The sequence below is a fragment of the Gilliamella sp. HK2 genome (assembly GCF_001690265.1).
Lineage (GTDB): Bacteria > Pseudomonadota > Gammaproteobacteria > Enterobacterales > Orbaceae > Gilliamella > Gilliamella apicola_C.
This window is the reverse complement of record NZ_LZGV01000095.1, coordinates 84,027-99,414: the sequence shown is the minus strand read 5'-3', so window position 1 is coordinate 99,414 and position 15,388 is coordinate 84,027. Positions and strand designations below refer to the sequence as shown.

Sequence of the window (15,388 nt, the reverse complement as noted above, 5' to 3'; positions counted from 1 at the left end):
CATTTATAATAAGTTAAATCGGTAATCAATAACGGTTTCTGCCGAAAGTGTAGGTGAGCGCTGGTATTTCCCATGTCTAAGTTTTGGCGTAATATCTGATGCGCTCACTGTTTTATAAGACCATCCATATCCCACTTTAGATAAAATAGAAAGGTTTTTAAACATGCCACTGGTTGGTTTCCATATATCAAAAATGTTTATTTCGCCATTTTTTAATGTATTGTGTTTATAGTTAAATTGTCCATAATTCATATATAAACCTGTACTATTATCTTTAACAAAATCGTAGCTCATTACGGTGGTTAGTACGAGCTCTCCGTCTCGCATATAATCTGCGCCTGCAGCCGCAAGACCATTAAAACGCGCCCGCGTATTTTTGCCTAAATGTCGATTATAATGGCCTAAAGCATTGTGTTTATTGGCATCGGTATAAGCCAATCCAACTTTGACACTCCAATCTTGCTCTTTCCATTCAACATCAGTTGCATAATGCCAAGCGTGATCTTCAAACTCTTTTTTGTTTTGTTTCATCGCATTATAATTATCAAGTGCATAGCTACCATAGAATTGTCCGCCTAAAATAAGTTTTTGTATTGGCTTATAGGATAATTCAATTGCATGGCGTCTTAGGTAATCTTTGGCAACGCCATAAGAATAATCTAAAGTGATATTTTTATCTTTGTAAGCAATTTCTGCTGTGGAAATATTATTAATGACTTTTTTACGGTCATTCGTTAAAAAATGTAATTTTTTAGAGGATTCTCGTGGTAGGGTGCTATTTATATAAGCTAATGAAAAGTAAATATTATCATATTTAAAAATACCACTATAACCAAGATAACTATTCCGAGTCAGATGCTGAGTTGAGCTAATTACACCTAAATCTTTCAGACTATGCCAACCTGCTTTACCATTGAAATTAACGGCGTCATTGCCCAGCTTAACTTTTGCATAACGTTGGGTAAATTTATTAAAGCCGTGGGCATGGTGTTTGTTATAGCTTTTACCATCATTATACAATAAATTCCGGGTCGCAAAATAATCGCTCGCACCTAACTTAATTATATTGCTATATGTTACATCAAAACCAATTGTATCAAGTAAATAGCCTGATTTATAATCAAAAGTAAATGCTTGCCCCCAAGCACTATGAACTTCTTTGGGTTGGGCTGCATTTTCTTTTAAATACTTCCAGTGATTACGAGTTGAAAAATCAAATTTAGAATCTTTAAAAAATGCATTATCTAAGATTGAGTTATTGATGGTTTCATTTGCAAATGTGGAACAACTTGATATCCCTATTAACATCATTATTAGATATTTTATTTTCATTGTTATTTTCCTAACTTATTTTTATATTTAAAAAAAACTAAATGCTAAATCGGAGAACAATGCTCTAATTAATATTTAGATTTTGCCTGCTAAAAAAAGCAGTGACAATCCAACATGTTAAAGTTCAATTTTTTATTAATGTTGTTTTATAGTAATTATGATTAATAATATATTTTTATTCTTCTATTAGGCTAATTGTTTGTCTAGCTACATATTGCGATATTGTTATTGGGATAAGTAGGGAATTGATATGGACAATCCCCCCTCTTTAAATTAACTTATTTTTTTAAATTTTCACCTTTCGATGCAATTACTGATTGATACCAATAGAAGCTTTTCTTTTTATAGCGATTTAGTGTTCCAGAGCCATCTTGGTTTAAATCTACATAGATAAACCCATAACGTTTAGTCACTTCCGCTTTTGATGCACTGATAAGATCTATTGGCCCCCAGCTGGTGTATCCCATCACTTCAACACCATCATTAATGGCTTCTCGAATTTGTACTAAATGATCATTCATATAATTTATTCGATAATCGTCATTGATAGTACCATCAGCTTCTAATTTATCTTTAGCACCTAAACCATTTTCGACAATAAATAATGGTTTTTGATAACGTTCATAAAGTAAATTAAGCAAGTAACGAATTCCAACAGGATCGATTTGCCATCCCCATTCTGATGCTTTAAGGTAAGGATTAGGAACCATGTCTAAAATGTTACCTTTAGTTTTTTGTGATTCATCTGAAGTTGCACAGCAACTCATGTAATAACTAAATGAAACAAAATCAACCGTTTCTTGCAGATCTTCTTTATCTTGTTCGGTAATATCAAGGTGGATGTTGTTTTCTTTAAAAAAGCGATTCATATAAGTTGGGTAATAGCCACGCACTTGCACATCGCCAAAGAATAGCCAGCCATGATTTTCTTGGAGAGTAGCCCACACATCTTCTGGTTTTGGCGTAAGCGGATAAGCAACGGCACCTAATAACATATTGCCAATTTTGGCGTCAGGAATGATTTGATGACATAATTTTACTGCTCGGCTACTTGCAACCAATTGATGATGAATCGCTTGATAGATTTGCTGTTTGGTGCTATTTCTATCCAAGCCTACACCTGTGAATGGTTCATGTAGTGACATATTAATTTCATTAAAGGTTAACCAATGTTTGACCTTATCTTTATAGCGTTCAAAAACAGTTTTAGCGTAGCGAGTAAAAAACTCAATCACTTTACGATTACCCCATCCTCCATATTGAGTGACAAGATAGTACGGCATTTCATAATGAGATAAAGTGACTAATGGCGTAATATTGTGTTTTGCCATTTCATCAAATAACTTGTCATAAAAGGCTAAGCCATCTTCATTGGGGTGTTGTTCATCGCCATTAGGAAAAATTCGAGTCCAAGCAATCGATGTGCGTAAACATGTAAATCCCATTTCTGCAAATAGCGCGATATCCTCAGGATAACGGTGATAAAAATCAATGGCGTTATCTTTTATGCTGGAAATCTTGGTTTCATTGCGATTGATAATATCACCAAACAAACCATTGGGTGTGCAATCTGATGTTGATAAGCCTTTACCTTTTTCACGATAAGCGCCTTCAACCTGATTGGCGGCAATGGCACCTCCCCAAAGAAAATCATTAGGAAATTGTGTTGACATTTTTACTCCTTATTTTGGGATAACGCTAATAAAGCCTCTCCACTTTGTATATTTTCTTGTTTAAAAATACGTTGTATATCTTGATAACTATCACTGTTAGTAATAATAATTGGTGTGGTAACTTCAAAACCAGCTTGTTTGATGGCTTCTATATCAAAGCTCACTAATAAATCACCTTTTTTTACTTTACTACCCGCTTCAATGTGTGCTTGGAAATGTTGTCCATCTAATTTTACGGTATCAATACCGATATGGATTAATATTTCGGCTCCAGAATTTGTTTGAAAACCAATGGCGTGTTTAGTTCTAAAAAGTGAAACGACTTCGCCATCGTCAGGCGCTACGGCTTGACCGACTGTTGGAATGATTGCAATACCTTTGCCCATTAACTCACTAGCAAAAGTAGGGTCATTTACTTCTTTTAAGTCAATCAGTTTACCGGTCAATGGGCTTGAAACAGTGACGGTATCGGCTTGTTTAACTTCATTAGCTTGGCTAGCTGCCTCATTGTTTTGTGCTAGCTCTGCATCGTCTGCTTTTTTATCTTTAGGCATACCAAATAGATAAGTGACGACTGCGGCGATAACAAATGAGATAATCGAACCAAACAGAACTGCATAAAATTGTGCACCAATTCCGGTTGGTGGGATCAATTGTAAGAAGGAAAAGATACTAATAAAACTGAATGAGTAGATAACTGAATGAAAATAACCAACAATACCACCACCGATCATAGCGGAGACACAGCCGATAATAAATGGACGTTTTAGTGGTAAGTTAACCCCATAAATTGCCGGCTCTGTTACCCCGAAAATCCCTGATAATACAGAAGAACTAGCTAACGCTTTAACTTGTTGATCTTTACTACGTAACATAACCGCCAATACAGCACCGACTTGAGCAAATACCGCAGGGAATAAGATTGGGATCATAAAATCTTCTTGCTTCAGCGAGATATTGTTCATCGAAAATGGCACTAGTCCCCAATGGATGCCAAAAACAACCATTACCTGCCAAAGCCCTGCTAAAATCATGGAAGCAATGACGGAGTTAAGTTCATAAACATAGAGGATACCGCTAGCAACAATATTACTCAAAAATGACACTACTGGACCAATGATGGCAAAAGTTAATGGTACGGTAATTATCAAACCAAATAGTGGTGAAATAAATTTTTTGAACGAATCATGCATGATCTTGTTAAAGTTACGTTCTAATAATGAATAGAACCACGCCGCTAAAATTACCGGAAAAACCGATGAAGGATAAGGAATTAATTCAATAGGAATGCTGAAAAACTCGGTTTTTAATTCAAAAGCATTACCTAACATACCAACAACACTAGGATGAACTAACGCTCCACCTAATGCCATACCGACATAAGGATTACCGCCAAATTTTTTAACGGCTGAAAAACCGAGAATTATTGGTAAATAATAAAAAGGTGCATCGGCAATTGCATTTAAGAAGTTGTAAGTTGGCGTGTTAGTTGTAACAACTTCCATCATTTGTAACATCGAAATTATTCCTTTGAAAATCCCCCCAGCGACAAGTACCACTAAGGCAGGAATAAAAATGCCTGACACTAAATCAATCAGTTTTGACATTACGCCTTTTTTAGCGCCTGTTGGTTCCTCCGTTGCTGGTTTTTCACTAAGGTTTGTCAGCGCCATAATATCACTAAATACATCAGCAACATTATTGCCGATAACAACCTGAAATTGCCCACCACTTTGTACAACAGTAATCACACCAACTTGTTTTTTTATTGCTTCTGCGTCTGCTTTTGATTCATCTTTTAATGCAAATCTAAGCCTAGTTGCACAGTGCACTAGGCTGATAATGTTTTCCTTACCGCCTACAAGTTCAATAATTGACTCGGCAAGTTGTTTGTTTTTCATACCTTATCCTTTTTTATGCAAAAAAAAACCTAAGTCCCTTTTTAAGTTAAGGTACTCAGGTTTTGCTCACATAGCAATTCATTTTATACTATGCAATAACAATCCAAAAATGATTGACTTAAGCTAACATAATTTAGGCAGGATGAACATAGTGATTTGAAATATAATGATTAAAATGTGACTCATGTCACATTATTGTTTTTAAGTTCCATGCGCAATCGTTCAATATGTATGGTTAAATATAAACTTTCATCGTCAGTCAAAGGATGCCGGTATTGTTGTATTAAATGTAAATCGATCTGTTTAGTACAAAGATAGGCTAGCTCATACTTTTGCCGAATTAATTCATACAAGGAGCTATCTTGTTGTGTTTGTTTGCTTTGACTTAAGATACGATGAGCAAAAAATTTTAAATGGGTAACAAAGCGCTGATAGGACAAACAATCTTCATCATATTCAAATTTAAAATGATATTTTACGATATTAAGAATTTCACGCATGATTTTTGTCATGTTAACAATATTGGGCATGGTACCATTTAATTGTGCATTGATGATATGAAAAGTAATAAAGCCCGCTTCGTCTTCGGGTAACTCAATTGATAACCGCTTTTTTATAACTGATAAGGCATATAAACCAATTTGAAACTCTTTAGGGTAAAATTTTTTGATCTCCCATAAAAAACCGTTGGGTATATTAAATCCTTGTTTATGGCGCTCAATGGCAAAATGGATATGATCTGTTAACGAAATATAAATGCTATCTTGCAATTTGCCATCTATACATTTTTTTGCATGATTAATGATAACTTCAGATGTCGTTAATACTTCAAAAGGGATTTCTGAAAGCAGTTCTTTAAATTTTGGCAATATGACTTTATTATCTAGTGAAAACTGCTTTTCTATCTGACTAGGATCGATTAAATCGCCTTCACGCTTTTTAAACCCAATTCCACGCCCAGTGACAATTAATTCACTGCCTTTATCATCAAGTGTAACAATAACATTGTTATTTAATATTTTATAAACTTTCATTAGATATGATCAATTCCTTATGTTGGTTTATTATGAATCGTCATAAAAAAATCGAAAGAAGAAAAACAAAAAAATGTGACAAGTATCATAATATTTAAATAAATATTATGATACTTACGAATAAAGAAGCCTCGATAGCGCTAACTTATCGAGGCTGATATAGGTAATATTATCTGATTATTGCGCCAATAATTTATTCATGGTTTGAATAAACTTACTTGGATCACTTAACGAACCTTTTTCCGCAAGTAAAGCCTGATCAAGCAATAATTCAACCCAGTCATTAAATGCGCTTTCATCTTGCGTATCGGCAATACGTTTAACTAATTTATGATCTGGATTGATTTCAAATGTATATTTAATTTCTGGCGCTTTTTGACCTGCAGCCGCCAACAATTTAACCATTTGTGTAGTCATTTCATCGTCAGATGTAGTAACAATTGCTGGTGTATCGGTTAAACGATGAGTTAATTTGACTTCTTTCACTTTATTGCCTAACATGGTTTTAACTCGTTCGATAAATGGCTCAAGTTCTTTTTCAACTTGTTTTTGCTCTTCAGTATCTTGATCGGCTAACTTTTCGATTGACTCGTCAGATTTACTGATAGATTGGAATTGTTTACCATCAAATTCCATTAGCTTACTCATCATCCATTCGTCAATGCGATCAGATAATAATAACACTTCAATACCTTTTTTGTGGAATAACTCAAGATGAGGGCTATTTTTTGCTGCACCATAACTGTCTGCAGTAATATAATAGATCTTCTCTTGCCCATCTTGCATTCGGCTGATGTAATCTTCTAGTGACACCGTTTGCGCATCGCTATCGGTATGCGTTGAAGCAAAGCGAAGTAATTTAGCGATTGCGTCACGATTTGCAAAGTCTTCACCAGCACCTTCTTTTAATACTAAGCCAAATTCACTCCAAAATTGTTGATATTGTTCTTTGTCGTCTTTAGCCAGTTTTTCAAGCATTTGTAACACACGCTTAGTACAAGCATTACGCAAGTTTTGTGTGATTTTGTTATCTTGCAAAATTTCACGCGATACATTTAATGGAAGATCGTTTGAATCAATTAAACCTTTTACAAAACGTAAATAATTAGGCATAAATTGTTCGGCATCATCCATAATAAATACACGTTGTACATAAAGTTTTAAGCCGTGTTTATTATCACGATTCCACAAATCCCAAGGCGCTTTCGCAGGAATATAAAGTAAGCTGGTATACTCTTGCTTACCTTCAACGCGATTATGACTCCAGCTTATTGGATCGGCAAAATCGTGCGATAAATGTTTATAAAACTCTTTATATTCGTCATCGGTCACCTCAGATTTGCTACGAGTCCAAAGTGCTTGAGCTTTATTGACTTTTTCCCATTTTACTTCTTTGCTTTCTTCATCAGTAGTTTGCACTTCAACAGGTAGTGAAATGTGGTCAGAATATTTACTAATGATTGAACGTAAACGCCAGTCATCTAAAAACTCTTTTTCGTCTTCTTTTAAGTGTAATGTGATTTCGGTACCACGAGTTTCTTTATTATCATCAGAGATGGTATATTCACCTTCACCGGCAGATTCCCACATAACCGCTTCGTCAGCTTTGGCTGTGGCTGCGCGCGTTCTCACTGTAACTTTATCAGCAACAATAAAGGCTGAATAAAATCCAACACCAAATTGACCAATGAGTTGGCTATCTTTTGCTTGATCGCTACCAATTGATTCCAAAAATGCTTTAGTACCTGATTTAGCAATAGTCCCTAAATTTTCAATCACTTCATCGCGGGTCATGCCAATGCCATTATCAGCAATGGTTAATGTGCCAGCTTCTTTATTAGTAGAAATTCGCACACCCAGTTCACCATCACCGGCATATAGATTTGGGTTTTCAAGTGCTTTAAAACGTAATTTATCGGCTGCATCAGACGCGTTTGAAATGAGTTCTCTTAAAAAAATCTCTTTATTTGAATATAAAGAGTGAATCATTAAATGTAGAATTTGTTTAACTTCAGATTGAAATCCACGAGTTTCAGTACCTTGCTTACTCATTGACTAGTTCCTCTATCATATTTAGTCATTTCAATTAATGCTAATGGCGAAAATGACTTTGTTATCAACTAACTTTTTCATTTCGCTAGCTTATTAGTTCATCGCTAGTTAGTATTAATTGAATAAATTAACATAATGGTTTGATTTATTGATGTATTGCTATATGGGAATAAAAAAATGAATTTCAATAGAAAATGTCAAATTTATTCATTAGTTGGTTGTTTTTTGTTAAACAATTTTGTTAAAAACATTTTTAATGAAAAGAAAAAAGCCTTGAATATATCAAGGCTTTTAACTGGAGTTATAATGGCTTTTTAGACGAATCCATAAACCAAAATTATGATAACAGCTACTGGCACAACATAACGAGTTAGTATTGTCCAAATGTTAAACCAAAAATCGTTTAAATTTAACTCTTCACGAATGCGTTTTTGATTCATCATCCAAGCACCAAATACAACCGTACCTAATCCAGTAACTGGCAACATGATTTTACTTGTTAGGTAATCAAGTAAATCAAAAATATTTTTACCAAATAGTTTTACTTCGGCCCATTCATTAAATGACAAAATACAAGCAATACCTAATGCCCAGATAACTAGGCTACTTAAAATCGTTGCTGACTTTCTACCTAATGGTGTTTTTTCTTCTAATAATTCAACCGTTGGTTCAAGTAATGAAATAGAAGAAGTTAGTGCTGCAAAAGTTAGGAAGATAAAGAAAAATACCCCTAATATAGTGCCACCAGCCATATTTCCAAATGCAATTGGTAGGGTAACAAAAATAAGCCCAGGGCCTTCACCTGCTTGTAAACCATTTGCAAAAACTAGTGGAAATATAGCCATACCTGATAGCATTGCGACAATAACATCTAAAATTACCACTGTGCGGGCGGTAGATAGTAGGTTAACATCTTTTCCTAAGTACGAGCCATAAGCCATCATAATGCCCATACCTAAAGATAAGCTAAAAAATGCATGCCCAAGAGCGGCTAGCATAGCAGTGCCATTAATAGCCGAAAAGTCTGGCGTGAATAAAAATCTAAATGCTTCACCAAAAGATGGACCACTGACATACGCTGCGTATCCAACTAATACTAACAACAAGATACCTAGTCCTGGCATCATAATTTTACACGCTCGTTCTAAACCAGCACCAACGCCCAGTGCTACAATAAATGCGGTAGCAGCCATAAATACAGTGTGCCAAGTTAATAAATGGCTCACATTGCCAAGGAAGTTACTAAAAATTTGTTCTGTAACTTTGCCATTAGCGCCTTCAAAAATCCCTTGACCAGCTAAAATAATGTAATCGGTCGCCCAACCACCAATAACACTATAAAATGATAGGATTAAAAATGATCCTACTACGCCAATAATACCAACCCAACGCCATGATTTAGAACGATTTTCAGAAACAGCAACATCTTCCATGGTATGAATAGGATTTTTTTGCCCACGACGCCCAATTAACCATTCTAAAACTAAAATCGGCAAGCCAATAACAAACATAAAAAGCAAATAAGTGAGCACAAATGCTGAGCCCCCCATTTCACCTGCCATATATGGAAATTTCCAAATGTTACCCAACCCAACAGCAGAACCAGCCGCAGCAAGCATAAATCCCATGCGCGAGCTCCATTGTGAGTGATTTTCCTTCATAGTACCCGTACTCATGAATATTTTTTTCCTTTATTCTTAATTGGTTAATCCTAGTATAAGCTAATGCTTAAAAACGTTTTTATTAGAGATAAGATGTTAAATCATGCCATGAAATAAGCATGGAAACAAGAAATCATTAAAACTATTAATATAAATAACAATTTGACTATTAAATTTTATAGTAACTTGAATTCAATTTGTGACAAGCTAATAACTAAATATTAACAGCAGGATAAATTTATATTTTGCCCTTTTATTGATAGTAGTGATGCCTTAAAATGTATGATTATGAATTTAGGCTGTGCTTTATAGGAAAAGTTATTATGTCACAAAATGTTGATTTTAATGAAATAAATAAATTTGCACAATTAGCTGCTCAGTGGTGGGATCTTGATGGCAAATGTAAACCTTTGCATATTATCAACCCATTACGTGTTAATTATATACAACAACATTGTGGATTATTAGATCAAAAAACGGTATTAGATGTGGGGTGTGGTGGTGGTATTTTATCTGAAAGCTTAGCGAAGCTTGGTGCTAATGTGACAGCCATTGATCTTGCTGATGAGTCACTCGCTGTGGCAAAACTGCATGCTGCGCAAAATGGTTTATCTATTGCCTATGAAAAACAGACCGTAGAAGAGCATGCAGAGCAAAATCCTATGCAATATGATATTGTAACGTGTATGGAGCTGTTAGAACACGTCCCCGATCCATTTTCAATTATTGATGCTTGTGCAAAATTGCTTAAACCAGGGGGTAAATTATTTTTATCGACGATTAACCGCAATCATAAGGCAAAATTGCTATTAATTTATGGAGCAGAATATATTGCTCGGCTAGTACCTAAAGGTACACATGATTTTAATCGCTTTATTCGTCCCTCAGAATTAATGTCGCTTGTTGAGCAAGCAGGTCTCACTGTTGGTGATGTGATAGGCATGGAGTACCACCTATTGAGAAACCAATTTAAATTAGGACCTAATATTGATGTCAACTACATCTTAATGGCAAACCGTTAGGAAAATAAAAGAGCAATGTGTAGGTTAAAACAAATTGTCTATATAATATGCATATAATTTTATATTATCTTAATAAATCGTATCTAATATAAATATCACTGGTTTTTTTAAGTAAAAGTAAGTAAAATGCTTTGGCAATATTTTATCAACAATCCAACCAATGGTGAATATTGTCATGTCTCGTATAGTTAAAGAAGCACTCACGTTTGACGACGTGCTATTAGTTCCCGCCCATTCAACGGTATTACCGAACACAGCTGATATTAGTACGCAACTAACCCAAACCATAAAACTTAATATTCCAATGCTATCAGCAGCAATGGATACAGTAACCGAATCAGATCTAGCCATTGCGTTAGCACAAGAGGGGGGGATTGGTTTTATTCACAAAAATATGTCAATTGAAAATCAAGCCAATCATGTAAGGCGAGTAAAGAAACACGAAAGTGGTATAGTTCAAGATCCTGTATCTGTTTTACCTACTGCAACCATAAAGCAAGTTATTGATCTAGCTAAAGAGTATGGTTTTGCTGGATTTCCTGTTGTGACTGAAACCCAAGAACTGGTTGGAATTATTACTGCACGAGATGTACGATTTGCCACCGATTTATCTTTACCTGTTACTGCCGTTATGACGCCTAAAGATCGCTTAGTTACCGTCAAAGAAGGTGAGCAACGTGAAATCGTACTTCAAAAAATGCATGAGCACCGTATCGAAAAAGTGCTTGTTGTTGATTCACGCTTCCACCTAAAAGGTATGATTACCGTTAAAGACTACAACAAAGCCGAGCAAAAACCCAATGCCTGTAAAGATGAAAAAGGGCGCCTGCGTGTGGGAGCTGCTGTTGGGGCTGCGCCAGGTAATGAAGAGCGCATCGCCGCATTAGTTGAGGCTGGCGTTGATGTGTTGCTAATTGACTCTTCACATGGCCATTCGCAAGGTGTACTTGACCGTATTTATCAGACTAGAAAGAATTATCCTAATTTACAAATTATTGGCGGTAATGTTGCCACCGCTCAAGGTGCCAAAGCCTTAATTGAAGCTGGAGTTAGCGCTGTTAAGGTGGGGATTGGACCAGGATCTATTTGTACAACACGCATTGTAACAGGTGTTGGTGTGCCACAAATTAGTGCGATTATGGATGCAGTTGAAGTCGCACAAAAACATAATATTCCTGTTATCGCTGATGGTGGAATTCGTTATTCAGGCGACATAGCCAAAGCTATTGCCGCAGGAGCATCTTGCGTTATGGTCGGTTCAATGTTTGCAGGCACAGAAGAAGCACCAGGCGAAATCGAATTATTTCAAGGCCGGGCCTATAAATCATATCGTGGCATGGGATCGCTTGGCGCAATGGCAAAAGGATCGTCTGATCGCTATTTTCAAACCGACAATGCTGCAGATAAACTGGTACCAGAGGGAATAGAAGGGCGCATTGCCTACAAAGGACAATTAAAAGAAATCGTCCATCAACAAATGGGAGGATTAAGATCTTGTATGGGGCTAACTGGTTGCGCAACGATTGATGCATTAAGAACTCAGTCTAAATTCTATCGAATTACTGGCGCAGGCATGAAAGAAAGCCATGTGCATGATGTACTTATCACCAAAGAGCCACCTAACTATAGAGCGGGCGCGTAAAAAAGGGGGGGGGGAACCTCCTTTTTTTGTAAATAAAAAACTTCAATAAAATCAATGACTTTTCTGAATCATTTTTATAGAAAACGTACTGTTTTTATAACGTCAAAAGTTATTTTAGGGGGAGTATTGGGGGGAATGTTTTATTCTTTTGGTGCCCAGAATAATTGATGCCATCACGCCTGAATTGGGAGATTCAGTTCTGAATTCTCTCTCAACCCTAACATAAGGCTGCAAAACATGATTTGGGTTATTCCACCTTTTTATTTAATTTTAATGAGTTGTTCCTGATAAAGCATAGCACTGCCCCAGCAAACAAGGGTATTTGGCTAGGCAGTGCTTATTTTAGTTATCTAAAATATCAATAACTTCATAGTAATCGTTTAATAATTCTATCCACTTTTATACGGCTGAGTCGCTTTATTAATTTATGCACTTGGCTAGGATAAAATTGGCTTGCCTGTATTTGTTGAAAATGAGTGACCAAGGTGGTTTTTTGGCGTATAGCGTTTAGTTCTTGGGTGAATTTGTCACTCAATTCTTGTTTTGGATCATGTATTAATATGCCATTTTCAAGATCTAGCCGCCACGCTCGCGGATTTAGATTGTTGCCTGTTATAAGCACCCATTTATCGTCTACCCAGATACCTTTAAGGTGGTAGCTTTGTTGTTCATCCTTCCATAAGCGGATAATCAGTTGTTCTTTGTCAATAAAGAGTTGCAGGCGCTCGATAAAGCTTCTTAAGTTGATTTCGTATAAATAGGGTAGTCCACCTGATATGTTAAAAGGCTTATCTGGTGGAATATAAAAATCGTTGGCTTCTTTGTCACCAATAATCAGTTCCACTTGTCGTCCTTTACGTAACAAACGGATAATATCGCGGACTAAAATACTTGGTAAATTAAAGTAAGGCGTGCAAAAGATCACTTTTTGTTCGGTAACGTTTATTAAGTGATGAATAACTTTATTTAAAGCATTATTGCGCCCAAGCCCCATTATTGGTGCAACCGATAAAGTTTCATTGTCAGTATTGGCGCTGTATTGGTAGTTTGCATCCATTAAATGTTGGCGCAGGGCTTTGATTTCAGATTTGATCTGTTTGCGGGTTTTATACGTGCCCAAATTAAGCAATTGCAATGCTTGATATGGTAAAAAATGCTCATGAATAAATTGTACCATACTATCAGCTAATACTGGATTAGTAATAAAGTGGTAGCGGTCGTAACGGTATTTATCGCGTTTGTGTAAATAGACATTATTAATGCTTGCACCGCTGTAAATAACCGTATCATCTATAATAAAACCCTTAAGGTGTAATACACCAAGCACCTCACGACGATTAACTGGCACACCATAAATTGGGATGTCAATTTCTGGATTCTTTTGTTTTAATTGATAATAATAATTGGCGTTAGTATGCGCTTTATCTTCACCAATTCTTCCTCGCTGTGCTCGATGCCAGTCAACAAATATTTTGATATCTAAATTTGGACGTTGCCGTTTAACTTGATAAAGCTCATCAAGAATTTCTTGACCAGCCTCGTCTTGTTCTAGATAAAGTGCGACAATATAAATACGTTGCTGAGCGTTTTTTATCTTGTCAATTAACGCTAGTCGATACGCTTTTGCACTATTGAGTATCTCATATTGCTTGGCATTTTGTTGAATTTTTGCTAATTCATCAAGATGCTTTTGGTGATTATATTTTATAAATGGTATTCGCATGATTTATTTATCATTATAACTGGTAAATTACTTTAGGCTAATGATAGTTAAAAGTAATGTAAATAAGACCAGTAAAAATAACACTCCTTTTAAAATGTGCGCATTTTGATTAAGTTGCTTTAGGCTAAATACGCCATATCATTATGTTTATTAACCTTTAGCAACATGTTTATGCTTTATTGCTAGGATAATAAATGGTTTAAGACTGCTCATCAACCCATGTTTCAATTATTTTGTAAGTTAATGCAAGTACTACTGGACCAATAAACAATCCCATTATACCAAAACTAAGTAAACCACCAATTACGCCAAATAAAATGAGTAAAAATGGTAAATTAGCTCCTTTTTTTATTAAATAAGCACGCATTACGCTGTCTAAAGTGGTTAAAATAATGGCAACAACAATTAAACAGATACCTTCAATGGTATGACCTGACCAAAATTGCCAAGCGATGCAGCCAAGCATAACCACTACAGGGCCAATTTGGGCTACACAGCAAATAAATAAGATGAGTGTCAGTACGCCAGGTAATGGCATATTGGTGAGAAGAAAACTCAATCCGCCGATTAACGCTAAGGTGATGGCAGTCACCACAACGCCTAATGCTACTGCACGGATAGATTGCCCTGCTAAAGTAACGGTGGTTGCACCGTATTGCTTAGAGAGTCGATTAGCTAGTAAGTAGACATATTTAGTGATGCTTTCACCTTTTAAAAAGAGTAATAGACTAAAAATAATCATGACGCCAGCATGAAAAATAAATATACCAATGTTAGTGGCTTGTTCAAGTAGCCAACCTATCATGGTACCAATATAAGGCTGTATGCTTGAAACTAAATCGGTACCATCGGTTTGAATCAGATTTAACCATTTTTGATGTAACTCGGAACCAAAGGTCGGTATGTTTTCAAGCCAGTCAAACGTGGGTAGTGTTTGATGTTGTAGCGTTTTAGCCCATTCAATAAGATGGTGGCCATTTTGTGCTACAGAGCTAATAATTAATATAAATGGAATAATGCAAACAAATGCAAGTATTAACGCCATAACAAGCAACGATAACCAGCGCTTGTTAAACAGTTTTTTTTGGATTTTTATCATTAATGGCCAAGTCGCAATGACTACCATTACCGCCCAAAAGAATCCAAATAAGAAAACTTCAACAATACGATAGGTAATAATGATTAGCAACCCAATAATTAATAAGTTTAAAATTAACTTGAGTAAATCGGTAGTATTTTTTTCTGCTGGCATTTTAACACCATATTTATTAATCTATATTGTGTTATTATACGCATTATCAATTAAAATTAATATGATGTATTGATGATATGATGTATCGATGATTCA

The 15,388-nt window shown here is 35.6% G+C and carries 10 protein-coding genes; 2 read left to right on the top strand and 8 right to left on the bottom strand.

The annotated features are described in order from the left end of the window. Window positions 1–3: 3 nt before the first annotated feature. The 6 genes from A9G45_RS10620 to A9G45_RS10595 form a co-directional block, all read right to left on the bottom strand. On the bottom strand, window positions 4–1,332 hold the full coding sequence (locus A9G45_RS10620) for an OprD family outer membrane porin (RefSeq protein WP_065567241.1): 1,329 nt from the start codon (window positions 1,330–1,332) through the stop codon (window positions 4–6). Window positions 1,333–1,610: 278 nt separating this feature from the next. Beyond that, complete coding sequence (locus A9G45_RS10615; RefSeq protein ID WP_065567242.1) at window positions 1,611–3,005, bottom strand: glycoside hydrolase family 1 protein; 1,395 nt, start codon at window positions 3,003–3,005, stop codon at window positions 1,611–1,613. A 2-nt stretch (window positions 3,006–3,007) separates the two neighbouring features. Then, a complete protein-coding gene (locus tag A9G45_RS10610) occupies window positions 3,008–4,906 on the bottom strand; it encodes a beta-glucoside-specific PTS transporter subunit IIABC (RefSeq protein ID WP_065567243.1) in 1,899 nt (632 codons plus the stop codon). A gap of 182 nt (window positions 4,907–5,088) precedes the next feature. Continuing rightward, window positions 5,089–5,940 carry a BglG family transcription antiterminator LicT gene (licT, locus tag A9G45_RS10605; protein WP_065567244.1) on the bottom strand — a complete coding sequence of 284 codons (852 nt, stop codon included), beginning with the start codon at window positions 5,938–5,940 and terminating at the stop codon, window positions 5,089–5,091. Between the two features lie 177 nt (window positions 5,941–6,117). Further along, a complete protein-coding gene (gene htpG / locus A9G45_RS10600) occupies window positions 6,118–7,992 on the bottom strand; it encodes a molecular chaperone HtpG (RefSeq protein WP_065567245.1) in 1,875 nt (624 codons plus the stop codon). A gap of 314 nt (window positions 7,993–8,306) precedes the next feature. Then, window positions 8,307–9,668, bottom strand: coding sequence for a sodium-dependent transporter (locus A9G45_RS10595; RefSeq protein WP_218057109.1), 1,362 nt, complete (start codon window positions 9,666–9,668; stop codon window positions 8,307–8,309). Between the two features lie 308 nt (window positions 9,669–9,976). On the opposite strand from A9G45_RS10595, the gene ubiG reads away from it, so the two are divergent. After that, complete coding sequence (ubiG, locus tag A9G45_RS10590) at window positions 9,977–10,675, top strand: bifunctional 2-polyprenyl-6-hydroxyphenol methylase/3-demethylubiquinol 3-O-methyltransferase UbiG (protein WP_065567246.1); 699 nt, start codon at window positions 9,977–9,979, stop codon at window positions 10,673–10,675. Between the two features lie 175 nt (window positions 10,676–10,850). Further along, complete coding sequence (guaB, locus tag A9G45_RS10585; protein WP_065572406.1) at window positions 10,851–12,317, top strand: IMP dehydrogenase; 1,467 nt, start codon at window positions 10,851–10,853, stop codon at window positions 12,315–12,317. 367 nt (window positions 12,318–12,684) lie between these two features. Here guaB and pssA read toward each other — a convergent pair whose 3' ends face one another. Then, complete coding sequence (gene pssA, locus A9G45_RS10580; protein WP_065567248.1) at window positions 12,685–14,040, bottom strand: CDP-diacylglycerol--serine O-phosphatidyltransferase; 1,356 nt, start codon at window positions 14,038–14,040, stop codon at window positions 12,685–12,687. Window positions 14,041–14,239: 199 nt separating this feature from the next. Further along, window positions 14,240–15,292, bottom strand: a complete 1,053-nt coding sequence (gene ydiK / locus A9G45_RS10575) for an AI-2E family transporter YdiK (RefSeq protein WP_065567249.1) — start codon at window positions 15,290–15,292, stop codon at window positions 14,240–14,242. Window positions 15,293–15,388 lie beyond the last annotated feature (96 nt).

Excerpts from the sequence above, each read along its gene's own strand:
- ydiK (WP_065567249.1), bottom strand. The coding sequence starts at position 15,292 with ATGCCAGCAGAAAAAAATACTACCGATTTACTCAAGTTAATTTTAAAC.
- htpG (WP_065567245.1), bottom strand. The coding sequence starts at position 7,992 with ATGAGTAAGCAAGGTACTGAAACTCGTGGATTTCAATCTGAAGTTAAA.
- A9G45_RS10595 (WP_218057109.1), bottom strand. The coding sequence starts at position 9,668 with ATGAGTACGGGTACTATGAAGGAAAATCACTCACAATGGAGCTCGCGC.
- pssA (WP_065567248.1), bottom strand. The coding sequence starts at position 14,040 with ATGCGAATACCATTTATAAAATATAATCACCAAAAGCATCTTGATGAA.
- A9G45_RS10615 (WP_065567242.1), bottom strand. The coding sequence starts at position 3,005 with ATGTCAACACAATTTCCTAATGATTTTCTTTGGGGAGGTGCCATTGCC.
- ubiG (WP_065567246.1), top strand. The coding sequence starts at position 9,977 with ATGTCACAAAATGTTGATTTTAATGAAATAAATAAATTTGCACAATTA.
- licT (WP_065567244.1), bottom strand. The coding sequence starts at position 5,940 with ATGAAAGTTTATAAAATATTAAATAACAATGTTATTGTTACACTTGAT.
- guaB (WP_065572406.1), top strand. The coding sequence starts at position 10,851 with ATGTCTCGTATAGTTAAAGAAGCACTCACGTTTGACGACGTGCTATTA.
- A9G45_RS10620 (WP_065567241.1), bottom strand. The coding sequence starts at position 1,332 with ATGAAAATAAAATATCTAATAATGATGTTAATAGGGATATCAAGTTGT.
- A9G45_RS10610 (WP_065567243.1), bottom strand. The coding sequence starts at position 4,906 with ATGAAAAACAAACAACTTGCCGAGTCAATTATTGAACTTGTAGGCGGT.